A 22720-nucleotide genomic window follows, 5' to 3' on the forward strand; every position below is an offset into this window, starting at 1 on the left:
GTAAAGTATTAGAAAAGATCGGATCCCATGAGTTTGCAGGTGAAAAAGACCGGTTCGGACATTTTTGCAGCCCTAGAAGCAGCGGCCAAGGAGCGTATCCTTGTTCTTGATGGCGCCATGGGAACTATGATCCAGAATCTTAAGCTCGATGAAGCTCAGTTCAGAGGCGAGCGATTCAAGGACTGGAAACAGGACCTGAAAGGGAACAATGACCTTTTGATCCTGACCCAGCCGGATGATATTCGCGATATTCACCTTCAGTACCTGAAGGCGGGTGCGGATATTATCGAGACCAATACGTTTTCCTCCACCTCCATCGCGCAGGCTGATTACGGGATGGAGAGCATTGTCTATGAGCTGAACAGGGACGGCGCGCGTCTTTGTTGTGAGGCTGTGGAACAGATGAAGGCGATTGATCCTTCGCGCCGCCGTTTTGTGGCTGGTGGGCTTGGACCAACCAACCGGACAGCCTCCATTTCTCCGGATGTGAACAATCCGGGCTTTCGTGCCGTCTCTTTTGATGAGCTGAAGGATGCCTATGCTGAAGCCACGCGCGGTCTGGTTGATGGTGGGTGTGACCTGATCCTTGTTGAGACGATCTTCGATACGCTGAACGCAAAAGCGGCTTTGTTCGCAATTGATGAGGTGTTTGAGGAGAAGGGGATCAAGCTGCCGGTGATGATCTCCGGTACGATCACCGACTTGTCCGGACGTACGCTTACCGGTCAGACGCCGGAAGCGTTCTGGAACTCTGTTCGCCATGCTCAGCCGTTTACCATTGGTTTGAACTGTGCACTGGGCGCAAAGGAAATGCGCGCTCATATTGACGAGATTTCCCGTATTGCTGAAACGCTTGTCTGTGCCTATCCAAACGCTGGTCTGCCAAACGAGTTTGGCGAGTATGACGAGAGCCCGGAATACATGGCCGGGTTGTTGAAAGAGTTTGCAGAATCCGGCCTTGTGAACGTGGTTGGCGGGTGTTGCGGTACGACGCCAGACCATATCAAAGCGATTGCAGATGCGGTTGAAGGATTGCCACCGCGTTCTCTGCCGGAAGTTCCGCGCCTGATGCGCCTGTCTGGTCTTGAGCCGTTTACCTTCACCAAGGACGTGAACTTTGTGAATGTGGGTGAACGGACCAACGTGACCGGTTCTGCGCGCTTCCGTAAGCTCATCAAAAATGACGATTACGATGCAGCGCTGGAGGTGGCCCGCTCTCAGGTAGAGAACGGTGCCCAGATCATTGATATCAACATGGACGAGGGGCTTCTGGAAAGTGAAGAAGCCATGGTCACCTTCCTGAACCTGATTGCGGCAGAGCCGGATATTGCGAAGGTTCCTGTGATGATCGACAGTTCCAAGTGGACTGTCATCGAGGCTGGTCTGAAGTGCGTTCAGGGTAAGGCGGTGGTGAACTCCATCTCCCTGAAAGAGGGCGAAGAGAGCTTTATCGAGCATGCCAAGCTGGTTCGCCGGTATGGAGCTGCGGTTGTTGTGATGGCGTTTGATGAAACCGGTCAGGCGGATACACAGCAGCGCAAGACCGAGATTTGTAAACGCTCCTACGACATTCTGGTCGATAAGGTTGGTTTCCCGCCTGAAGATATCATCTTCGATCCGAACATCTTTGCAGTGGCAACGGGTATTGAAGAGCACGACAATTACGGCGTGGACTTCATCGAGGCGACACGCTGGATTTCTCAGAACCTTCCTCATGCGCACATCTCTGGCGGTGTTTCGAACCTGTCGTTCTCCTTCCGCGGAAACGAGCCCGTGCGTGAGGCGATGCACTCTGTGTTCCTGTACCACGCCATTCAGGCGGGCCTGGACATGGGTATCGTGAACGCCGGTCAGCTGGCGCTTTATGATGATTTGCCGGAAGAACTGCGTGAGCTTTGTGAAGATGTGGTGCTGAACCGGCGCTCTGACTCCACTGATCGGCTGCTTGATGCTGCTGATAAGTTCAAAGGTCCTGGCGGTAAGAAGCGTGAGATTGATCTGAGCTGGCGTGAGCAAAGCTTTGAAAAGCGTCTGGAGTATTCTCTGGTTCACGGCATCGGTGACTTCATCATTGAGGACACCGAAGAAGCACGCCAGAATTTTGAGCGTCCGCTACACGTGATTGAAGGTCCGCTGATGGACGGCATGAACGTGGTGGGTGACCTGTTCGGTGCTGGTAAGATGTTCCTTCCGCAGGTGGTGAAGTCTGCCCGTGTGATGAAGGCGGCTGTTGCATATCTGTTGCCGTACCTTGAAGAGGAAAAACGGCGCAGCGGGCTGGATCAAAACTCCTCCAACGGTAAGATCCTGATGGCGACCGTGAAGGGCGACGTGCACGATATCGGCAAGAACATTGTGGGCGTTGTTTTGCAGTGTAACAACTTCGAGGTGATCGACCTTGGGGTGATGGTGCCGACCGCGAAGATCATCGAGGAAGCGAAAGCGCAGAAGGTAGACATGATCGGCTTGTCCGGCCTGATCACGCCGTCGCTGGATGAAATGTGCCATGTGGCTGCCGAGATGGAACGCGAGGGGCTTGATATTCCTCTGCTGATTGGCGGGGCGACGACGTCTCGTATTCATACGGCGGTTAAGATCCACCCGAATTATGCCAAGGGACAGGCGATTTATGTCACCGATGCAGGTCGTGCGGTGGGTGTTGCGTCTCGTTTGATGTCAGAGCGTGGACGTGAAGAAATCTATGAGAATACGCGCGTTGAATATCTGGACGTGGCTGCCAAACATGCTGCTGCTCAAAAGAAGAAGGTGCGTTCGACCATAGCAAGTGCGCGGGCGAACGGGTTTAATCCAAGCTTTGACGATTATAAGCCAACAAAGCCTACGTTCCTTGGAACCAAGTGCTTCACGAATTTCCCTGTGGCCAAGCTGGTTGATTATATTGACTGGACTCCATTCTTTGCGACGTGGGAGTTGAAAGGAACATTCCCGGCGGTGCTCGAAGATGACCGGTATGGCCCTGCGGCGCAGGCGCTTTACAACGATGCGCAGCAGATGCTCAAGGAAATCGTTGAGGGTGAGCTGCTGAAGGCGAGTGCGGTGATCGGCTTCTGGCCTTGCGGGCGCGATGGTGATGATCTGGTGCTTTACACGGATGACAGCCGTAGCGAAGAACTGACGCGCCTTTATACGCTTCGTCAGCAAATGGACCGGACTTCATCCAAGCGGCACAACGTGGCGCTCGCGGATTTCATTGCTCCTATCGAGAGCGGTGTGCCTGACTATATTGGTGGCTTTGCGGTTACCGCTGGTATCGGTGAAGAGGCGTTGGTCAAACGCTATGAGGATGCGGGTGATGACTACAACAAGATCCTCAGTCAGGCCCTTGCAGACCGTTTGGCGGAGGCCTTTGCTGAGTGTATGCACCATCTGGTTCGTACTGATTTCTGGGGCTACGCTCCGGATGAGGCATTGACCAGAGAGGAGCTGATTGCAGAGCGCTATGACGGCATTCGTCCTGCTCCGGGGTATCCGGCCCAGCCAGATCACACCGAGAAGGGCACCCTTTGGGATCTGCTTGATGCGGAAAAGCAGGCCGGTATTGAGCTGACAGACAGTTATGCGATGTGGCCGGGGTCTGCCGTGTCCGGGCTCTACTTCTCACACCCGGAGAGCTATTATTTTGGTGTGGGCAAGATTGAGCGTGATCAGGTGCAAGATTATGCCAAGCGTAAGGGCTGGGACCTTGAGCTTGCAGAACGTTGGCTAGCGCCAATCCTGAACTATGACCCTAAACCTCGGCAAGCTGCCGAGTAACTGGCTGACACATTGACAATAATCAGGGCTGCGGAGGATTTCGCAGCCCTTTTTTATTGCTGGGATTGTCGTTAAAGCGTGCAAAGACTGTTTCCAATTTATGGCCTAATCATTCGCTGATCTTCGATTATGTATGTTCATGAGAAGACAATCAGCTCCTGGACAGGGGCTCAGGAGATGACCGATGAAAAAGACAATTTTGAAGATCCATAGCTCAGCTGCGACCTCGACCTCTGTGACCCGCCAGCTTGCCGATGAGCTTGCCGCCAAGATCTCCAATGACGGCGACACCGTTGTTGAGCGTGATCTGAACACACCGATTTCGTTTATCAATGAAGCTTGGATTGGTGCTGCATATACGCCAGCAGAGCAGCGCAGTGAGGAGCAGAAAGAAGGACTTTCTCTGTCTGATACGCTCATTGCTGAACTAAAAGCAGCCGATGTGCTGGTTATTGGCGCACCAATTTACAACTTCTCTGTGCCTGCCGTTTTGAAGGCTTGGGTTGACCAGATTGCGCGTGTGGGTGTGACCTTCAACTACACAGAATACGGCCCGGAAGGCATGCTGAAGGGCAAGAAGGCTTATATCGTTGCAGCAGCAGGCGGTGTGCCAGTTGGCTCTCAGGCAGACTTTGCAGTGCCTTACCTCAAGCAGGTGCTCGGTTTTGTTGGCGTAACTGATGTGGAAGTTATTGCAGCAGAGGGTGTTGCTGTTGACCGCGATGGTGCAATTGCACAGGCGCAGAACACAATGGCTGGATTGACCGCTGTGGCTGCCTAATTGCCCGCATAAGCCAATGTCTCATCTGGAGCCCACCTTGGAAACAAGGTGGGTTTCTTTTTGCGTCTTCTGATGGTGTGCCTTCTTTTTTGTTATTTGAAGGACTTGGTTAGCATGGGGGAGGGGATTACAGCAGGCCGATCACGATAGCTGCAACAAATGCAAATGCAAATGTGATTGCCAAGGCGCTAAAGCTTCGTGTGACAGTCATGGATCTTTCTCCCGTTACTCACTAGCTGGTTGTAGCTTATGTGAGAGGTTCCACCTAAGGAAGCAAAAAAATGCCATTTTTTGGCGCGCTGCTAGAAAACACCCTGTGACCGCTGAAAAATTCTGCTGCATAAACACACGGCTACAGCGAGTAAGTATACTCTGTTCAATTTGGAATTGACCCAGGGGCGCGTTGTATTTTCCAAGTCAAATCAATATGGAGAATTTTTGTCGTCCCGTGAGAAATGACGGGTTTGTGATATCTTTTTCCCCATTTGTGAATTGGGCGTGGATAGTTCGAGCAGCTGCGCAGTTTGTTGCCTTAATCCAGAAATATTCAGCATCGCATCTTGGGCTAGGCCCTCCTTCAAGCTGTTCAAAACGGGGATTTCATGCTGGATCAGAAGAATGGCAGCGCAGCTGCCCGAAGAATTTTGCCTGCAGCTGTGTTTGCCGGCATGTGTATTGGCGCTGCACAGGTTAGCGCTGAACCGATACAGAAGGTTCTTTCTCCTGATAGTGGTGCAACGTCGCAGCCTCTATTACCCCTTCCTGAGATAGATGAGAGTTTCAATCCCCCCAGACAGCCCATGGCCAAGCCTCTTGTTCTTGATGCAGCAGACAGCGCATCACAAGGTGATTTTGAGCCAGTGGTTTTCGGAAGAGGCTGCGCGCTGCGCGGAATGCGCGTCAATATTGTCAAGAGTGTCAATGGCCCTGGGGCATGTGGGATGAAACAGCCCGTGACCTTGAACTCGGTTGGTGGCAGGCGACAGAAAGTTGCTTTGAACGCGGCGGTTCAGGTTGAGTGTAAAGTGGCACAACAGCTGGATCGCTGGGTGCAGCAAGTCGCTATGCCGGCGGCACGCAAGGAGTTTGGCGCTTCCATTACGAGTATTCGAACCGCTGCTGGATATGTCTGCCGCGGGCGGAATAACGTGAAAGGTGCGAAGTTGTCCGAGCATGGCAAGGGCAATGCCGTTGATATTGTGGGCTTCACTTTATCTAATGGACGGGAAGTGACCGTTGCAAATGGCTGGAATGGTTCATCGGCCAACAGGCGATTTATACGCGGGCTGCACAAAGGTGCTTGTGAGCACTTTACAACTGTGCTGGGACCAGCAGCGGACCGGTATCACCAAGATCATTTTCACTTAGATCTGGCTTGTCATGGAAAAGGCTGTACGCGCCGCATCTGCAGGTAGATACGTTTCTCTTCGAACCTAGCAGAACTTATTGCCATGCTTCTCGCGAGAGCTGGGGTTCCCAAAGGTGTTGGTGTAATAGAAGAGCCCGCCTGAGAGAGACTGGGCAATGTCTCTTGCAGGCGGGCAACACCTTTGATCAAGGGATTATTGGCAGAAACGATCTTTGCCAGAGTAGGTGCGATAGGTGCCAGTGCTTGGGTTGAAACTTCTGTATTTGCTGGTGCAGTATGAGTACCATGCTGGTGACCACGGAGCCGGAGCTGCCACCGGAGCGCGGTAAACTGGCGCTGGTTGGTGTACGACCACTGGCGGGCGATATGCAGGTACTGGCGGACGGTATGCCGGAGGTGGGGGAGCAATGTACTGCGGACGTGGTTTGACCGCATTGCCGATGATAAGGCCGGTTGCCAGACCCATTACACCGATTGCAGCTGCCTGACCGCCATTGATGCCGCTCTTCTTGTGCTTTCTCGCCTTACGTTTGTTCTTCTTGTAGTAGTGGTTCTGAACGTAGGTATTATTTTCAATGTAGGTGTTGCGCTTTTGACCTGCCTGAGCCGCAGAAACGACTGGCAACATCATTGCCCCTGCAAGCGCTACTGAAATTATTGCTGATGCTTTAGCCATTTTCGTCTCCGTAAACAGTATTGCGTGTTTGTTGATGCTAATTAATCATTTGTGGGCTGAACCTTCTTTGAGAATGCCATTCATCTTGTGTTCATCTAGATGAATGAGGGGGAAAACGTATTTATATCAGTGTGTTATGTGTGAGTAAAATTCTCAAGAAAATTGAATCTGAGTGGACTCATAGCAGCGCAGAGCGAAAGGAATCAGGCTGTACTCTTTGAAAACCACAGGCCAGTTTTCGGGAATACGCTTTCGTGCAGGAAGACAATATTTTAGAGCCGGAGCAAGTTCAGATCGGGGACATGTGAGGCTGGTATGGAAAAGAAGATAGACCCAATTCGCGAAACCACAGATGAAGCGCGTTCTCTTGCCAAGATGCTGATCAGGTCTGCCCGATTTGCTTCGCTTGCGGTGCTGGAGCCGGGGAGGGGTTATCCTATTGTGAGCCGTGTTGGGGTGGCTGCAGATGTGATTGGCGCGCCGTTTATGCTTGCCTCCAGTCTTTCCAACCACTCGCAGTGTCTGGAGCAGGACCAGAGGGTGTCTTTGTTGATCGGCGAGCCGGGCAAAGGGGATCCGCTGGCGCATCCGCGGCTAACGGTTATTGGCCGGTTTGAACGGCTGAGCAAGGGTGATCATCGGTGTACGGAACTGCGTAGCCGCTATCTGATGCGGCACCCCAAGGCCAAGCTCTACGTGGATTTTGCTGATTTTGAATGGTACCGGCTCAATGTTGAGCGGGTGAATATGAACGGTGGTTTTGGCAAGGCGTACTTGTTAAGCGCAGAGGATGTTCTGTCTCATGATGCGGGCCGGGACAAGCTTGCTGCGACTGCCCATGATCTGGTTCTTCGCATGAATGACAGGCGCTCCGATGAGATTGGCTTTTTTGCCTCGCGCACCTTTAAGGTGACTGCCGCCAAGTGGGGTTTGGTGAGCGTTGATCGTGAGGGAGCGGACTTCTTCTCCGGCGAGACTGTGTACCGGCATGCGTGGCCAAATGTGGTTGCTGCTGAGGAGCTGGAAGAGCGACTCTTACAAGCCATAGGTTGTCCCGGATAGGTAGATGACCTAGGATTTTCTTGTGTTTTTGTTCTGCTTGGAGCATTGATACAAAAAAGCGCGCAAGAAGGCTGGAGCAGATATGAACAAAGAGAATTTGGACACTACAGCAGGTGCAGAGATCTATTCTGAGAAAACTCTGCGATTGTATGATCTGCTGGTTCTGAAGTTCTCCAGCACATTTTTGTGGCGATGCCCCACTGCCAAGGCCTTGAGTTTCTTCAACTGCAATGTGAGTGGCAATCATCTGGAGGTTGGTCCCGGTAGTGGCTATTTTCTGGAGCATGGCCGCTTTCCGCAGGATTCACGTCTGGTGCTGATGGACCTTAATGAGGACTGTCTTGCTTATGCAAAGGCACGGTCTGCGGTTGCGAATGTGAGCTGTACTCAGGCGGATGTGATGGAGCCGATTGAGTGGTCAGGGGACAAGTTCGACAGTATAAATCTGGGTTATGTGCTGCACTGTCTGCCGGGAACTATGAAGCAGAAATATTTGCCTTTTGAGAACCTTAAGCCACTCCTCAATGAGGGTGGAACCCTGTTTGGCTCCACCATTTTGGGAGAAGGGCAGAAGCCGAACTGGGCAGCGCGCAAGTTGATGGGGGTCTACAACAACAAGGGCGTCTTCTCCAACGCCCATGATAATGTTGAGGACCTGCGCGCCAATCTGGAAGCGTACTTCAGGGACGTCTCGATTGAAGTTGTTGGTCTGGTTGCGTTGTTTAAGGCACGCGTATAGGTGCCTAGTCTGGAAACAGCACAAGGTCATCTTCTGGTGACCATGGCTTCCATTTTTTACCAAAGACGGATGTGAAGTCTGGATGGTCGATCCGTTCGCCTAGCCATTTCTGCACGCTCTCGGGTGCTTGGCTGGCAAAGCGTTCCTTATCTGCGTTGGCGAACTGGCGCACGAACGGGAACAGGGCCTGATCGGCCAGAGCCGGGCGACTGCCGAACAGATAGACAGAGTTTTGCAGGCGCTCGGAAAGTCTGGAGAGCTCATTGATGGCGAGAGCGTAGTGTTCATCGGGGTCGGCGTCTTCGTAGCGGGTGGAGTATTTGTATCTGTCCAGATTGCGTTTGAAGTCGCCGTCCATGTCTTCGATGAGCTGCAACATGTCATCATGGGAGCCAGTCTCTGGCGTGAGCCAACCCTGCGGATCGTTCTGTTGTAGTGCCCAGAGCATGATCTCCAGGCTCTCTTCAATGACCGTGCCGTCGCTCAGTAGAAGAACCGGTACTGTTCCTTTGGGCGATATCTCCAGCATGTGGGCTGGTTTATCTCTCAGCATGATTTCCCGAAGGGCCACAGGTGTCTGGCTTGCAAGCAACCCCAATCTTGCGCGCATTGCGTAGGGGCACCGACGAAATGAATACAGGATCGGGAAGTGAGTCTGCTCAGCCATGCTTTCTGTGGTCTGCCTTTGATTGATCGTTTCCAGCAGCTGGTATTTCTAATGAATCTACCGGAGCAATGCCAGCGGATTTGCGCTCATAGGCCTGAATTGCCTGCTCTTCCTTCAAAAAGGCCTCGATATGGGGCTGCAGTTTGAGGTGTCTTACAGGCGTGCCAGTGGCTTTGAAGACCGTCGATGTTGGCACAGTCGCTCCACGTGCACGGTCGTACATGCTCACGCGAACCAAGCCAGTTGCAGCTACAATACCTTTCTTTGGGCCTCTGGTGAAGATGAAACGCTGTTCCATTACGGCTACTTCTTCGGTCCAGTAGACAAACTCACTTTCCAGTTTGAAAGGCTCCCAAAATGGCAGCTCTCTGCGAAAGCGGACGGTGGCATGGTTGGTCAGTGGGGCCCATTTGTTCTCCAAGACGACTTTTCCGAGCTTGGTGCGGCTCATGTGGTCCACACGGCCCAAATCCATGATGGCCAGATATCGGCTGTTGGTCAGATGGATGTTCAAATCAATATCAGAGGGGAGAACGCGCAACTGAAGAACAGACTTGCTGAACATGTCTGCTAGTTTTTCCCGAAAAGGGAACGTAAGGAAGTAAAGTATAAGTCTAAACCAGAGTTGCATTTTTTCTCCACGTGATTGCCCTGCGGCTTTCACAAAGTCTAACAGGTTATCTCTTAGGTAATGAAGTTGCCTAATAGGTTAGGTGTGTTGTGCCAGATGTTGAATGATTTTTCCAGTTATCTCTTTGTGGGGGACATTGCGTATAGTTCAACGGAACTTGCCGCCATTGCTGGCGCCTTTCTGTTCGCAGCATTTGTGAAGGGCGCAACGGGATTGGGGTTTTCAACCACCTGCCTGCCTATTCTGGTTTATGCGGTGGGGTTGAAGAGAGGCATTCCGCTCGTTCTCCTGCCAAGTATTATCAGCAATATTCTCGTGATGCTGGATGCTGGGCATTTCAGGGAAATGGTAATGCGTTTCCGCTGGATGCTGTTTGCAACGGTTCCGGGCGTCTTGCTGGGCCTTTGGTATCTGGATTCGTCGGCTGCGCAGGAAGCGGTGGTTGTGCTTGGGATTGTGCTGATCAGCTACGCCCTGTTTGCATTCTTCACGCCAAACCTGACGCTTTCCTATGAAATGGAGCGTTTGCTTGGGCCTCTCAGCGGTTTTGTGACCGGGGCGGTCAATGGGCTTACCGGTTCGCAGATCATGCCTGTTATGCCGTTCTTGTTGTCGCTCAATCTGAACAGCGAGCGATTTGTTCAGGCGATCAATTGCTCGTTTACGCTGTCCTCATTCGTGATGGCGGGCGGCCTTTATTATCTGGGATTGCTGGACCTGAGTGCGCTTGGCGTTTCCACGCTTGGGCTTGCCTTTGTGTATCTGGGGACCAAACTGGGTGCGCTGGTGCGCCAGCTGATGTCACCCTCCGTCTTCCGCACGACCATTTTGCTGCTTTTGTTCGGGCTTGGGGTGAGCTTGCTGTTTCAAGCCTTCTAGAGTGGCCTGCAAATGATGTGATGACCAGCCGACTTGTAAACTCAATTGAAGATGCTCAACTGTAAACCAGCCCGAACTATCGGCGAGACAGGAGCTAGAAAAAAGTGATCGGAACATGGTGATCGTTCAACTGCTCGGTGGGCTGATCCTACTGCTTGTTGGTGGTGAGGCATTGGTGCGCGGCAGTGTGGCTGTTGCGACGCAATTGGGTGTTTCAAAGCTGTTTATTGGTTTGACCCTTGTGGGCTTTGGCACGTCCATGCCAGAGCTGGTGGCCAGTTTGCAAGGTGCGCTTGCCGGTTACCCCGGTGTTGCGGTTGGCAATATCGTGGGCAGTAACATTGCTAATGTGCTGCTGATCCTCGGCGTTACGGCGGTGATCCTGCCATTTGCGGTGAAACGTGAAGCGTTTCAACGGGATGGCGCTGTGCTTGTGCTTTCCAGCCTGATTTTGCTGGCTGTCATCCTGACAGGCTATCTGTCCCGCTGGGCGGGCGTGCTACTGGTTGGTTTCCTGCTGGCCTACACCGGTTACAGCTACTGGTCAGAGCGCAATGCCGCGAAAGCAGCCGCTCAGATACACGAGGCGGAAGCGGAAGAGGCGAGCATGCCAAGCGTTTCCATTTGGTGGGGGCTTTTGATCTTTGCTCTGGGCGTTCTTGGGATTGTCTTTGGGGCGAGTATGCTGGTGTCGTCAAGCATCGTGATTGCCCATCATCTTGGCGTTTCTGATGCTGTGATCGGTTTGACGCTGGTTGCCATCGGCACATCACTGCCGGAGCTTGCAACGTCGGCTATCGCTGCTGCACGCGGCCATGTTGAAGTGGCGTTTGGCAATATCGTCGGCAGCAACATCTTCAACATTTTTGGTATTGGCGGGGTGACGGCCCTTGTTGTGCCGATCCCGGTTCCCGCCGAAATCGCACAGGTGGACATCTGGGTGATGGTGGGCACCGTCGTGCTGATGGCGATTGCCTGCATCACTGGTTGGCGCGTGAGCCGTCGGGAAGGCGTGTTCTTATTATGCTGTTACGCAGCTTACATGGTCTTTCAGCTTATGCCCGGTTTGCGGGCGGCAGCGGGTATTGCGTAAATGGCTGGTCTTGCTCACCGTCACCCCACACTTGATGCGGGATCCATCACGTCACTACGCGTGCGGCCCTCTTCATTGTAGGAACCGTTGCGTGGATCTCGGCTCGGGGGCCGGGATGACGGCGGGGGAGGGCTTCGATGCAAGCACAAGAAACTTATCCCCCTGACGCAAAACACACGGCATACTCATCGCATGCCCACGTGACGGGCTGCTGGCGGACCGTCCGTCAATTTGTCGTGGGCTGGGTGGGGCTACTGTGAAAGGTAACGCATTTTACAGCAGGTCCGTGGAGGTTGCCCAAACGCCATGAGTGTTGGGGCGGGAGGATGCGCGGCCAAACCAAAGGGCGTCAGCACTGGGAGTCACTCTTAGCAGAGATGCCTTTTCACAGCGTCTTTTGGACCTTGGCCATAGCCTCCTACAAAAACATCCGGGCAAGGCGATAGCTGATGCCGAAGAAACTAACTTACTCACACTGCGCAGGCATCGCCTGCCGCCTTGCTCACCCCGACTTCCGGGAAACCTAACTTCAACACTACATGGGATGCCATGTGGTGCTGTTGGTGTTTGTGTTCTTGTGTGCCAGACTTAGCTAAGTCTGGCTAAGGAATGGTGTGATGAAGATAAACATGCATGAAGCGAAGTCCAATCTTTCCAAACTTGGTGAGAAGGTTTGGCGGGGAGAGCGTGTTGTCATTGCTAAAGCAGGCAAGCCCTATCTTGATCTCGTACCACACAAGGCGCAGCTGAATCCGCGTAAGCCAGGTCGCTTCAAAGGGGAGGTCAAACTTGCCACTGATTTCAATGAAGAGATCAAAGGTGTTACTTCTGGGTTTGCGAGTGAAGATTGAGACCCCTTCTTCTCGATACGCACGTACTCCTTTGGTGGCTGGCTGGTGATCCGAAATTAGGTGTTAAAGTACAATCCGTTATTGCAGATCGGCACAATGACTTTTTCTTGAGCGCCGCAAGCTTATGGGAGATTGCGATAAAGCAGAATATTGGAAAACTCACTGAACCAGAAGGCTTGGCAAGTATTATTGAGGAGGAAGGTTTTTACCTTTGGTAATATCACTCTTCTATGGCGAGCAGGCTGGTTGCCTTCCCGAGCATCACAAAGATCCATTCGACTGAATGCTAATTGCCAAGCACAAGGTCTAGAGGTTGTGATGTCAGACGAGAAGTTTCAAGCTTATGGCGTGAGGTTGGGGAGTACATAAAGATGGCGCATCATAAGTTTCATGTAAAGGTAATGCCTCTTAAACACTCAGGTTCGGGACGCGTCATGATTAAGTACAATCGACGTGACGGTGCTCAAGAAAATGAGCGAGTTATAATAACGAAAAACAAGAAAGCTCGATGCACTGCAGTTGTTTGGGGCCATGAAGAAGCTGAAGACGTAATCAAATTGGATGTGGACCTGCTAACCAAACTTGATTTGAATGAGGGGGATGAAGTTTATCTCTGGGTCGACCGAGCTAGTTTTCGGGGGAGACTGAAATCGTATGTCTATGAGGGGCTTTGGTTCTTGGGAGAGTTACCCGGTATCTTATTGCTGTGGAGGTAAACACCCGGCTACATGAGCCGGGTGTTCCCAATTAGTTTGCTTTGCCCCAGCCGCCGCTGGTTGGGGGGACGACTGTGATGGCTTCGCCTGCTTCCAGAATGGTTTGGTCGCAGCCTTTGAGTTCTTCCAGTTGTCCAGAGTTGCGGCGCACGAAGGTGCGGCCCATTTGGCCGTTTTCGCCGCCTTCCATGCCTTTGGGGGCGATGGTTCTGTGGGAGGCGAGGATGGCGCAGTCCATCTTTTCAAGGAAGCGGATGGTGCGTTTGGTGCCGTCGCCAGCGTGCCACTTGCCTTTGCCGCCTGAGCCTTTGCGGATGTGGAAGTCTTCCAGCAGGACCGGGTAGCGGAACTCCAGAACCTCAGGATCGGTAAGGCGGGAGTTGGTCATGTGGACGTGAACGCCATCGGTGCCGTTGAAGCCCGGGCCAGCCGGAGAGCCGGAACATAGGGTCTCGTAGTACTGATAGGTGTCGTTGCCGAAGGTCAGGTTGTTCATGGAACCCTGACTATTTGCCATAGCACCAAGTGCTGCGAACAAGGCGTTGGTGATGTGCTGTGAGGTTTCCACGTTGCCTGCCACAACTGCGGCCGGATAATGCGGCCGCAGCATGGAGCCTTCCGGCACCACAATGTTGATTGGGCGCAGGCAGCCTGCATTCATCGGGATGTGACCTTCCACCATGACGCGGAAGCAGTAGAGAACAGCGGCACGGGTGACTGGTTCCGGTGCGTTGAAGTTGTTGGGCTTCATATCGCTGGTGCCGGTGAAGTCCACCGTTGCTTCGCGCTTTTCCTTATCGACGGTGATTTTGACCTTGATGGTTGAGCCCTGATCGGTCGGGTACTCGTAGGTGCTATCGGAGAGTGCTTCGATAACGCGGCGCACGCTTTCTTCGGCGTTGTCCTGAACGTGGCCCATATATGCTTGCACGGTTTCCAGACCGAAGTGGTCTGTCATCTTGCGCAGTTCCTGAACGCCTTTTTCATTTGCTGCGATCTGGGCTTTCAGGTCAGCCACGTTCTGGTGCACGTTACGGACAGGGTACTTGTGGTTGGTAAGCAGCTCGACCAGCGCTTCTTCGCGGAACTCGCCCTGATCTACAAGCTTGAAGTTGTCGATCAAGACGCCTTCTTCGTTCACATTGGTGGCAAGCGGGGTCATTGAGCCGGGAGCGGAGCCGCCGACATCTGCATGGTGACCACGGGAGGCGGACCAGAACAGGATCTCTTTGCCGTTGTCGTCAAACACCGGAGAAACAACGGTTATGTCGGGCAGGTGGGTTCCGCCGTTGTAAGGGGCGTTGAGAGCGAACACATCGCCCGGTTTGATTTTGCCTTTGTTGAGCGCAATGATGGCCTCAACGGAGCGGTCCATGGAGCCAAGGTGCACCGGCATGTGCGGTGCATTGGCAACCAGAGCGCCGTTTTGGTCAAAGACTGCGCAGGAGAAATCCAGACGCTCCTTGATGTTCACGGAGTAGGCGGTGTTCTGGAGGGTAACACCCATCTGTTCGGCAATGGACATGAAGAGGTTGTTGAACACTTCCAGCATCACAGGGTCAGCGGTGGTGCCCAGAGCGAGCTTCCTCTCCAGCGGGATGGTGCGTGTTAGAATGATGTGGTTCTTGGCATTGACCTCAGCCTGCCAGCCTGGCTCGACGACGATCGTGGCGTGTGGTTCCATGATAAGAGCTGGGCCTTGCAACTTCATGCCCGGCTGGAAATGGTCGCGTTTGAGGATGGAGGCGTCCTGCCATTTGCCATTGGCGTAGAATTGCGTTTGCTCGGCAATTTCAGGGGTGTGTGTTGCCTGCTCCAGATCTGGTTCCTGAAGGCCTGCGCCGCCGCCTACGGCTTCCACTTCGAGGGCTTCAACCACGATGGTTTTGTTCTCGTAGGCGAAGCCGAACTGTTTGATGTGGTTTTCGGTGAAGGCTGTGATCATGGCGTCCATGTCAGCGGTGTTCAGATCCACGGCGATCGGGGTATCGGTGCCGTCGTAGCGCAGGTGAGCACGTGGCAAGATGGAGAGGCCGTCTTCGGTGACGCCCTGGTTTATGACTTCTGTCTTGGCGTCTTTTGCAAGGCGTTGGGCGAGGTCTTCGAGCGCTGCCAGATGGTCTGCGTTCAGATCTTTCACCACGGCTTGCTGGCGGGTTGCGCGGATATCGGCAAGGCCCATGCCATAGGCAGACAAGATGCCGGAGAGCGGGTGCACGATGACGGTTTTCATGCCGAGGCTGTCGGCGACCATGCAGGCGCTTTGACCGCCCGCGCCGCCAAAGCAGGTGAGGGCGTATTCGGTGACGTCGTAGCCGCGTTGTACGGAGATCTTCTTGATGGCGTTGGCCATGTTCTCGACGGCGATTTTCTGGAAGCCTTCTGCCACTTCCTCTCCGGTTCTGCCGTCGCCGATTTCAGCGGCCAGTGTGTTGAAGGCGGTTTTGACGTCTTCGATTGCCAGAGGCTCGTTCTGATTTGGTCCGAAGATTTTCGGGAAGTAGGCAGGGTTGAGTTTGGCGGTCATCACGTTGGCGTCGGTGACGGTGAGTGGACCACCTCTGCGGTAGCATTTGGGGCCGGGGTTTGCGCCAGCAGAATCCGGGCCAACCTGAAAGCGACCATCCTTATAATGAAGGATGGAGCCACCGCCTGCGGCAACAGTATGGATCATCATCATGGGTGCACGCATGCGCACGCCAGCCACTTCGGTTTCAAAGGCGCGTTCGAACTCGCCGTCGAAGTGGGAGACGTCGGTGGAGGTGCCGCCCATGTCAAAGCCAATGAGTTTCTCAAAGCCTGCCATCTTGGAGGTTTCAACTGCACCAACAACGCCGCCAGCGGGGCCAGAGAGGATGGCGTCTTTGCCCTGAAAGAGGGAAGCATCAGTCAGGCCACCGGAGGACTGCATGAACATGAGGCGGCAGTCGCTGTTCTCGATGTCGAGCTCGCTGGCGACTTGATCCACGTAACGACGCAGGATCGGGGAGAGGTAGGCGTCCACAACGGTGGTGTCGCCACGGCCAACCAGTTTCATGAGCGGGGAGACTTCATGGCTGACAGAGATTTGCGGGAAGCCGACTTGCTGTGCGATGTCGGCCAGCTGCTTCTCGTGCTCAGGATATGCGTAGGCGTGCATCAGGACAATGGCGATGGAGCGGATGCCATCTGCGTAGGCCGCTTCCAGCTGGGTTTTGATCTGGTCAAGGTCCTGCGTTGCTTCAATTGTTCCGTCTGCGCGGACACGTTCGTCTGCTTCAAGAACCTGATCGTAGAGCAGTTCTGGTTTGATGATTTCTTTTGCAAAGATGTCCGGGCGGGCCTGATAGCCGATTTCCAGAGCGTCGCGGAAGCCTTTGGTGATGAGAAGCAGGGTGCGGTCACCCTTGCGCTCCAGCAGTGCGTTGGTTGCAACTGTGGTGCCCATCTTCACGGTGGCGATCTGGTCGGAGGGGATGCGGGTGTCCGGGGCAATGCCCATGAGGTCGCGAATGCCCTGAATGGCGGCGTCTTTGTAGGCCTCGGGGTTTTCGGAGAGGACTTTATGGGCGCGGATTTCTCCTTGCGGTGTGCGTGCAACGATGTCGGTGAAGGTGCCGCCGCGATCGATCCAGAAGTCCCACTTGGCCGTTGTCATGCTTTTGTCCCCGCCTCAAATTTGAAAATGTAATCTGTGATACATCTATAAAATGTAGATAAAATGTCAATATGGATGTGGTCGTGTTATGGACACTTGCGGTGTTCTGTGTCGATATTTTCGGGGAACTGTCGTTGGGCAGAGCTTGTATGGCGTGTGTAACTGACGACATTATGGAGCGCGAGAGAATGCGAATCTGGGCTGTTTCAGTTGGGAAGGTGTGAGGTCAAAATGAGTGATGCTGTGAAGCCGAAGACTGCAGGAGGACTGGGCGTTGGGCCGGTCGTGTCCTCATCGCAGCTTGCATCGGGTGAGTTGCCTGCGCTGTCCGAAGTGGAGTTTGCGGTGACGATGATGGTCAACGCCTATCACCGTTGGATGGTGCGCTGCATGGCGGCGGCGGGGCAGGAGGGGTTATCCCCGCTGGAAACACTGGTGCTACACTCTGTCAATCACCGTGAACGTTCAAAGACGCTGGCTGATCTGTGCCTTGTCCTGAATATTGAAGATACGCACACGGTGTCCTACGCGCTGAAGAAGCTGGAGAAGGCGGGACTTATTCAAGCTGGTAAACGCGGTAAGGAGAAGACTGCCGAGATTACTGATGCGGGGCGTGAGCTGTGCGAAGCGTATAAGCAGTTGCGGGATGCCTTGCTTGTGAAGCCTGTAAAGGAGCTGGGGCAGGATGAAGGGGAGCTGTCTCGGCTTGCATCCGTTTTGCGTAGTGTGTCTGGTCATTATGATCAGGCTGCACGGTCCGCTGCTGCAATGTAAGAGGGATGCGGCAGGTTTACTGCCGCACGCCTTTAATCGACACGTTCGATTTCGGTGAGCGCGGTGTCACCCATCAGCAGCTTGATCCACCCGGGTACCTTTCCGGTTCTGCGCAACACACCATCTATGGAGAATTCTCCGGCTCCTGTGGTGGTGAAGCTCAGATAGGATGCAAACAGGATCAGCGGAAGCTCCCATGAAACGGCGGTGGCGAACGAGACGAAACCGTGTTCCAGTGCACCGCTGATCATTGCAGCAAACAGGATATAGGCTGCTCCCAGGAAGCAGGAGAGGCGGGTAAGCAGACCGAGCCCAATTCCGATTGCAATGCCGAGTTCTGCCAAGCCCGCCAGATCAATGAGCATGGCTGGGTTTGCAAGGCCCAGAAGTGAGAAGAACTCCACGTGCTCCATGTAGGGCAGGGAACCGGCAAACAGTTTGTCGGTGAAGTGCGGCACCATGACGAAGCCAACAAGCAAACGGAAGAACGTGAGCTGCCATTGCCACAGTGTCAGGCCTCTGCCAGCTGTCTCAAAAGAGTTGCGCTGGATTGTGCTGAGGAACCAAACGAGGTTGACAACGAACGCAAAGGCGAGTGGCCAGCTGAGCAGGAACGCGTAATACAGCGAAGCAATGCGCCAAGCCACGAGCAGGCAGAGCAATTGGCACAGGAAGCCAAGCGTAAAGCTCTTGGGCACGACGATCACAACAAAGAAGAATGCCAGTGCCAACCAGATCAGCAGTGGTCGCAAGGCCGATTCCGGTATGGGCGACATGAGCACATCCAAAGAGATGAGTGCTGCAACGCCAAGTAAAACGGCGGTTATGAGGGATTGAAACAGTTGGAAGAACGACAAGTAGTGGAAGGGTCGTGCAATCTCTGCCAGATCCTCCTCTTCGCTCACATCATCAGAGTTTCCATTGCTCTTGTTTGTCATAGCTACCTCACAGGGAATCCCGAGAGCGGGTCATTTGTAACAGGGTAGCGCGCTGCGCCTAACGAGAGATATCCTGCTATTCTCGCTAGGCTTATTTGAGAGGTTAGACGGTTTTAAGAGATCAGACGGACTGAGCGGATTCGACCTGCATTGTTTCATCCTCTCCCAGCCGACAGCGGATGTTTGCATGCGGGTTTTGTGGGTCCACATTGGCGGGTTTGCCGAAATAGTAGCCCTGCACGATGTCGCAGCCACCTGCCCGCAGGATCTGTGCCTGCATCTCGTCTTCGACGCCTTCGGCTGTGATCAACACGTCAAGTGAGCGGCCAAGACCGATGATTGCGGCGACAATGGCATCGGTATGAGCATCCTTGCCGATGTTCATGATGAAGCTGCGATCGATCTTGATCTTGTTGAAGGGGAAGCGCGAGAGATAACTCAGGGATGAATAGCCGGTTCCAAAGTCATCCATGGCAATGGAAACACCCATATCGCCGATCTTTCTGAGGGACTTAACCACGCTTGTGGTGTCCGCAATCAGGAGGCTTTCTGTGATTTCGATTTCAAGACGCTCCGGCGCGAGACCGGATTCTTCAAGGGCTTCGGTGATCTTCTGCTCGATCAGGCCGGATTTAAACTGGGCCGGTGAGAAGTTGACTGCGACTTTGAGGCTTGGGTCAGACCAGCTCGCAGCATCGGCGCAGGCTTTTTTGAGTACGTATTCGCCCAAGGCTTCGATGAGGCCTGTGTCCTCTGCGATCGGAATGAAGATTTCCGGAGAGATGCGGCCCTTTTCCGGGTGGACCCAGCGGAGCAGCGCTTCAAAGGCTTTGAGCTTGTTATCTGCCAGTCCAACCTGTGCCTGATACACGACCGAGAAGCCATCCTGCTTCAGGGCCCGGATCATCTCGGTTTCCAGTTCGCGACGGCGCTGCAGTTCTTCGTCCATGCTGGCTTCGTACCATGTGTAGATGGAACGGCCGCCATTCTTGGAGCGGTAGAGCGCAAGGTCTGCGCAATGGAGCAGACGGGAGGAGCGCCATGCAGCGTCCGTTGCCTGTGCTATGCCCATGGAGAGGGAGATCCGGATTTCCTTGTTGTCGATGACGCAGTCGGTATTAGTTGTCGCCAGTGCGCGCTGGGCGAGGACGGTGATGTCATGGCGGGTGTAATCACCCTCGATCATGACGGCAAATTCATCGCCGGAAAGGCGTGAGACGAGATGCTCTGTGAACACAAGGCGCAAGCGGTCTGAGATGATCTGTAGGAAGGTGTCTCCCGCAGCGTGGCCGTGATTGTCGTTCACTTCCTTGAATTTATCGACGTCAATGGCGATGACGTAGACATTTGAAGCTGTGATGGAGGCTTTGCGTAAGGCCTTGTTCAGCTCGTCGGAAAAGACGGCGCGGTTTGGCAGATGGGTGAGCGGGTCGTTGTGTGCCAGAAAGCGGATGGTTTTGGAGGTCTTCCAGCGATCATGCAGGCCTTTCCATGCAAACATGATGGAGGTTAACGCAACAACGACAACAAGCAGGAAGGCGAAGGCGGAGCCAAAGGCGATGGTGTCGAGAAAGACGATTGTGCTGAGCTTTGGCTTGGTGAAGAAGATAAAGCCGCCGCGGACTCTGTTTTCCTCATTCACGTAGGGAATGATGGTGCCGAACTCTGGAATTTTCCACTCGAACCAATCGAAGTTGGTGTAGATCTCCTGCTCTCCCGACTTGAGAGCGGCGTGCCATGCCTCGTAGGCCTTCGGGTCGGAAAGGATTTGATTGACACGGGAGCGTGTCATATTCCGCGGATACACAGCCAAAGGACGGCCGGGAACGTTGACGACCAGAAGCTCCAGCTCATGAAACTGCTCTGCTAAAGCTTGCGTAACGGATACAGCCTTGGCGTAAGGTAGTTTCCAGCTTGGCGAGATGATCTCGGGCGCTTTTTCAGGATTGGAGCCGCGCAGGCCGAAATCTAAGGAAGCAGAGGAGTTGTGTGGTCCCATTTGCTCAGGGACCGGGGCTTCAAACGGCTGATGCGACGCGATGATCGTCTTTGCGGTTTCGAAATCTTTCTGAGCTTCGGATTTGAATAGATAATATAAAGTCGCCTGATCAATGGCGTAAAAACTTGTGGCGATGACGCCAATCACAGCAAATACTATGGAGGCGTAAAGTAACTTTCGATGTGGAGGTATCGTTTCCACTTGAAATCCCCATTCCAAAGCGCTGAAAATGTTGCGCTGGCAGCAGGCAACCGAAAATGAGTTGGTGCTGTTACATATATAAGTATTCAATAGATAACGAATATATTTGTAATTCATTACCCATGTGTTTCAGGGGTATATAATTAAGGGGCGAGCTTGAGCCGGACACTTGGGCAGGGTGCGTTTTGTCCGCTGGGAGGAAATAAAACCCAAGGGAAACAACCAATTCGGATTGATAAATAATTTGTTAGGTATAAACCTGATTTGTAGTGATAAATTTGCTTGCTGTCTGTTCAGCGAAATTGTCATGTAGGTTGAAGAGAGAGCAGGATACCGATGAATTTTTGGAGCAGCTTTGGCAATATTGTAGGTGCACTGCAGAGTGGTGGTGCCCAGCTGGTTGACCGGCTGCAACAGCTTGTTCAATCGGTTGGTGAAGCACGCCGGAATGTTGCCTTCACGGTTGCCATGATTGCATTGTCGGCAAAGATGGCTAAAGCCGATGGTGTTGTAACTGCTGATGAAGTGATCGCGTTCTATGATTTGTTTGAGGTGCCGGAGGGCGAAGAGCGCAACGTCGCGCGGCTCTTTCAGCTGGCTCAGCAGGACGTCGCGGGCTTTGAGACCTATGCCTCCAAACTGTCCGTCTGGTTTGCAGAAGACGAGAGTGCGCGCACGGATGTGCTGGACGGGCTCTTTTACATCGCCAAGGCTGACGGGGTGATCCATGAAAGAGAGATCGCCTATCTGAGCCGGATTGCCGAGATCTTTGGCATCGATCCGGTTTGTTTTTCCCAGATCAAAGCCCGACATATAAGAGGCGGTGGAGATCCGTATCTGGTTCTCGGCATTGATATGGGTGCAAGTGATAAAGAGGTCCGCTCCTCTTATCGCCAGCAAGTTCGGGAAACGCACCCTGATAGCCTGATTGGCCGGGGGGTTCCCGAGGAGTTCGTCAAGATCGCCAGCGATAAGCTGGTCGCATTGAATAAAGCGTATGAGCAGATCTGCGCAGAACGAGGAATATGAGCGTTAAACCTGAATGCGCAGTGCCTGCGCGTCTTCGTCCATCTCCAAATCATAATGAACGTCGCGTCCCGGCTGTTGAAATGCTGATCTTGCATTACACGGCGATGGAAAGTGCCGAGAAGGCGATCTCCTGGCTGTGTGATCCGCGTTCGGAAGTCTCCTGTCATTATCTGGTTGATGAGCAGGGCATGGTTACGCAGATGGTGCCGGAGGGGCGGCGCGCGTGGCATGCCGGTGCTTCTCGATGGAAAGGGCTGGAGGATCTCAACTCCCGGAGTATCGGGATCGAGATTGCCAATGCGGGCGATTTGGATGAGGGGACAGAAGAGTATCCAGATGCGCAGATCGAAGCGGTGATCGCTTTGGCGAAGGATATTTGTGAACGCCACAACATTGCACCTGAGTTGGTGCTTGGGCATTCGGATATTGCGCCATCGCGTAAAAAGGACCCGGGTCGCCACTTCCCATGGGCGCGGCTGGCTGATGCGGGTGTGGGCCATTATATAGAGCCGGTGGACATTGATGCTTCCAGCTTCTTCCAGGAAGGTGATGAGGGGCAGCCGATTGAAGCCTTGCAGTCGCTGCTGGGGCTTTATGGGTATGATGTCATGGTCAGCGGTGTGTTCGATGAGAAGACCAGACATGCTGTTGAGGCATTCCAGCGTCATTTCCGGCCTGCAAAGGTCGATGGGATTGCCGATGCGCAGACTATTGCGACGCTGCATGGGCTACTCAAGCAGCTAAAATCCATCGGAACGTGATGGATATCATAGAAAACGCTGCGAAATAGGGTTTAATACGTAATTGAATTATGAATTAATTACGTAGGGGAAGGTCTTCGATTTGCTGAAAAGCTTCCCAAGGTAAGGCCGATGTGTCCAGCATCGGCCATTTTTGTGTCACA

The 22720-nt window shown here is 53.5% G+C and carries 18 protein-coding genes; 12 read left to right on the forward strand and 6 right to left on the reverse strand.

Translation table 11 applies throughout. The annotated features are described in order from the left end of the window. Positions 1-27: 27 nt before the first annotated feature. The 3 genes from metH to IE076_RS09805 all read left to right on the forward strand — a co-directional run bounded on the left by metH (position 28) and on the right by IE076_RS09805 (position 5970). Positions 28-3774, forward strand: coding sequence for a methionine synthase (metH, locus tag IE076_RS09795; protein ID WP_189436596.1), 3747 nt, complete (start codon positions 28-30; stop codon positions 3772-3774). A gap of 184 nt (positions 3775-3958) precedes the next feature. Then, the gene (locus IE076_RS09800) at positions 3959-4555 is read left to right on the forward strand and encodes an FMN-dependent NADH-azoreductase (RefSeq protein ID WP_189436597.1); all 597 of its coding nucleotides are present in this window, start codon (positions 3959-3961) and stop codon (positions 4553-4555) included. A 602-nt stretch (positions 4556-5157) separates the two neighbouring features. Further along, on the forward strand, positions 5158-5970 hold the full coding sequence (locus tag IE076_RS09805) for an extensin-like domain-containing protein (protein ID WP_189436598.1): 813 nt from the start codon (positions 5158-5160) through the stop codon (positions 5968-5970). Positions 5971-6117: 147 nt separating this feature from the next. Here IE076_RS09805 and IE076_RS09810 read toward each other — a convergent pair whose 3' ends face one another. Then, positions 6118-6600 (reverse strand): BA14K family protein, encoded by a 483-nt coding sequence (locus tag IE076_RS09810; RefSeq protein ID WP_189436599.1) that lies wholly within the window; start codon positions 6598-6600, stop codon positions 6118-6120. 315 nt (positions 6601-6915) lie between these two features. On the opposite strand from IE076_RS09810, the gene IE076_RS09815 reads away from it, so the two are divergent. Together IE076_RS09815 and IE076_RS09820 are read left to right on the forward strand one after the other, a co-directional pair. After that, positions 6916-7662, forward strand: coding sequence for a HugZ family pyridoxamine 5'-phosphate oxidase (locus IE076_RS09815; RefSeq protein WP_189436600.1), 747 nt, complete (start codon positions 6916-6918; stop codon positions 7660-7662). Positions 7663-7744: 82 nt separating this feature from the next. Beyond that, positions 7745-8401: a class I SAM-dependent methyltransferase gene (locus IE076_RS09820; RefSeq protein ID WP_189436601.1), complete on the forward strand. Its 657-nt coding sequence runs from the start codon at positions 7745-7747 to the stop codon at positions 8399-8401. A gap of 4 nt (positions 8402-8405) precedes the next feature. On the opposite strand, the gene IE076_RS09825 is transcribed toward IE076_RS09820, so the two are convergent. Together IE076_RS09825 and IE076_RS09830 are read right to left on the reverse strand one after the other, a co-directional pair. Continuing rightward, complete coding sequence (locus tag IE076_RS09825; RefSeq protein ID WP_189436602.1) at positions 8406-9068, reverse strand: glutathione S-transferase; 663 nt, start codon at positions 9066-9068, stop codon at positions 8406-8408. After that, a complete protein-coding gene (locus IE076_RS09830; RefSeq protein WP_209009006.1) occupies positions 9061-9633 on the reverse strand; it encodes a thioesterase family protein in 573 nt (190 codons plus the stop codon). The genes IE076_RS09825 and IE076_RS09830 overlap by 8 nt, the downstream gene beginning before the upstream one ends. A 162-nt stretch (positions 9634-9795) precedes the next feature. On the opposite strand from IE076_RS09830, the gene IE076_RS09835 reads away from it, so the two are divergent. The 4 genes from IE076_RS09835 to IE076_RS23070 all read left to right on the forward strand — a co-directional run bounded on the left by IE076_RS09835 (position 9796) and on the right by IE076_RS23070 (position 12740). Beyond that, entirely contained in the window at positions 9796-10578 is a 783-nt protein-coding gene (locus tag IE076_RS09835; RefSeq protein WP_189436604.1) for a sulfite exporter TauE/SafE family protein, read from the forward strand. 115 nt (positions 10579-10693) lie between these two features. After that, positions 10694-11671: a calcium/sodium antiporter gene (locus IE076_RS09840; protein ID WP_189436605.1), complete on the forward strand. Its 978-nt coding sequence runs from the start codon at positions 10694-10696 to the stop codon at positions 11669-11671. Between the two features lie 617 nt (positions 11672-12288). After that, positions 12289-12522 (forward strand): type II toxin-antitoxin system Phd/YefM family antitoxin, encoded by a 234-nt coding sequence (locus IE076_RS09845; protein WP_189436606.1) that lies wholly within the window; start codon positions 12289-12291, stop codon positions 12520-12522. Then, positions 12519-12740 (forward strand): type II toxin-antitoxin system VapC family toxin, encoded by a 222-nt coding sequence (locus tag IE076_RS23070; protein ID WP_371871485.1) that lies wholly within the window; start codon positions 12519-12521, stop codon positions 12738-12740. Before IE076_RS09845 ends, IE076_RS23070 begins: the two co-directional genes overlap by 4 nt. A gap of 529 nt (positions 12741-13269) precedes the next feature. Here the strand turns inward: IE076_RS23070 and IE076_RS09850 are convergent. After that, positions 13270-16875, reverse strand: coding sequence for a hydantoinase B/oxoprolinase family protein (locus IE076_RS09850; RefSeq protein ID WP_189436607.1), 3606 nt, complete (start codon positions 16873-16875; stop codon positions 13270-13272). Between the two features lie 231 nt (positions 16876-17106). Between IE076_RS09850 and IE076_RS09855 the strand changes: the two genes are divergently transcribed. Further along, a complete protein-coding gene (locus tag IE076_RS09855; RefSeq protein ID WP_189436608.1) occupies positions 17107-17649 on the forward strand; it encodes a winged helix DNA-binding protein in 543 nt (180 codons plus the stop codon). A 32-nt stretch (positions 17650-17681) separates the two neighbouring features. On the opposite strand, the gene IE076_RS09860 is transcribed toward IE076_RS09855, so the two are convergent. Further along, on the reverse strand, positions 17682-18587 hold the full coding sequence (locus IE076_RS09860; protein ID WP_189436609.1) for a DoxX family protein: 906 nt from the start codon (positions 18585-18587) through the stop codon (positions 17682-17684). 121 nt (positions 18588-18708) lie between these two features. Continuing rightward, entirely contained in the window at positions 18709-20787 is a 2079-nt protein-coding gene (locus IE076_RS09865; RefSeq protein ID WP_209009007.1) for a putative bifunctional diguanylate cyclase/phosphodiesterase, read from the reverse strand. Positions 20788-21123: 336 nt separating this feature from the next. On the opposite strand from IE076_RS09865, the gene IE076_RS09870 reads away from it, so the two are divergent. Together IE076_RS09870 and IE076_RS09875 are read left to right on the forward strand one after the other, a co-directional pair. Further along, positions 21124-21816, forward strand: coding sequence for a J domain-containing protein (locus IE076_RS09870; protein ID WP_189436611.1), 693 nt, complete (start codon positions 21124-21126; stop codon positions 21814-21816). Then, on the forward strand, positions 21813-22577 hold the full coding sequence (locus IE076_RS09875) for a peptidoglycan recognition protein family protein (protein WP_189436612.1): 765 nt from the start codon (positions 21813-21815) through the stop codon (positions 22575-22577). The genes IE076_RS09870 and IE076_RS09875 overlap by 4 nt, the downstream gene beginning before the upstream one ends. Positions 22578-22720 lie beyond the last annotated feature (143 nt).

It is taken from the genome of Pseudovibrio japonicus (assembly GCF_014651595.1).
Lineage (GTDB): Bacteria > Pseudomonadota > Alphaproteobacteria > Rhizobiales > Stappiaceae > Pseudovibrio > Pseudovibrio japonicus.

Bases quoted from the DNA above. Each gene is read 5' to 3' on its own strand.
- metH (WP_189436596.1), top strand. From the start codon at position 28: ATGAGTTTGCAGGTGAAAAAGACCGGTTCGGACATTTTTGCAGCCCTA.
- IE076_RS09800 (WP_189436597.1), top strand. From the start codon at position 3,959: ATGAAAAAGACAATTTTGAAGATCCATAGCTCAGCTGCGACCTCGACC.
- IE076_RS09805 (WP_189436598.1), top strand. From the start codon at position 5,158: ATGCTGGATCAGAAGAATGGCAGCGCAGCTGCCCGAAGAATTTTGCCT.
- IE076_RS09810 (WP_189436599.1), bottom strand. From the start codon at position 6,600: ATGGCTAAAGCATCAGCAATAATTTCAGTAGCGCTTGCAGGGGCAATG.
- IE076_RS09815 (WP_189436600.1), top strand. From the start codon at position 6,916: ATGGAAAAGAAGATAGACCCAATTCGCGAAACCACAGATGAAGCGCGT.
- IE076_RS09820 (WP_189436601.1), top strand. From the start codon at position 7,745: ATGAACAAAGAGAATTTGGACACTACAGCAGGTGCAGAGATCTATTCT.
- IE076_RS09825 (WP_189436602.1), bottom strand. From the start codon at position 9,068: ATGGCTGAGCAGACTCACTTCCCGATCCTGTATTCATTTCGTCGGTGC.
- IE076_RS09830 (WP_209009006.1), bottom strand. From the start codon at position 9,633: ATGTTCAGCAAGTCTGTTCTTCAGTTGCGCGTTCTCCCCTCTGATATT.
- IE076_RS09835 (WP_189436604.1), top strand. From the start codon at position 9,796: ATGTTGAATGATTTTTCCAGTTATCTCTTTGTGGGGGACATTGCGTAT.
- IE076_RS09840 (WP_189436605.1), top strand. From the start codon at position 10,694: ATGGTGATCGTTCAACTGCTCGGTGGGCTGATCCTACTGCTTGTTGGT.
- IE076_RS09845 (WP_189436606.1), top strand. From the start codon at position 12,289: ATGAAGATAAACATGCATGAAGCGAAGTCCAATCTTTCCAAACTTGGT.
- IE076_RS09850 (WP_189436607.1), bottom strand. From the start codon at position 16,875: ATGACAACGGCCAAGTGGGACTTCTGGATCGATCGCGGCGGCACCTTC.
- IE076_RS09855 (WP_189436608.1), top strand. From the start codon at position 17,107: ATGAGTGATGCTGTGAAGCCGAAGACTGCAGGAGGACTGGGCGTTGGG.
- IE076_RS09860 (WP_189436609.1), bottom strand. From the start codon at position 18,587: ATGACAAACAAGAGCAATGGAAACTCTGATGATGTGAGCGAAGAGGAG.
- IE076_RS09870 (WP_189436611.1), top strand. From the start codon at position 21,124: ATGAATTTTTGGAGCAGCTTTGGCAATATTGTAGGTGCACTGCAGAGT.
- IE076_RS09875 (WP_189436612.1), top strand. From the start codon at position 21,813: ATGAGCGTTAAACCTGAATGCGCAGTGCCTGCGCGTCTTCGTCCATCT.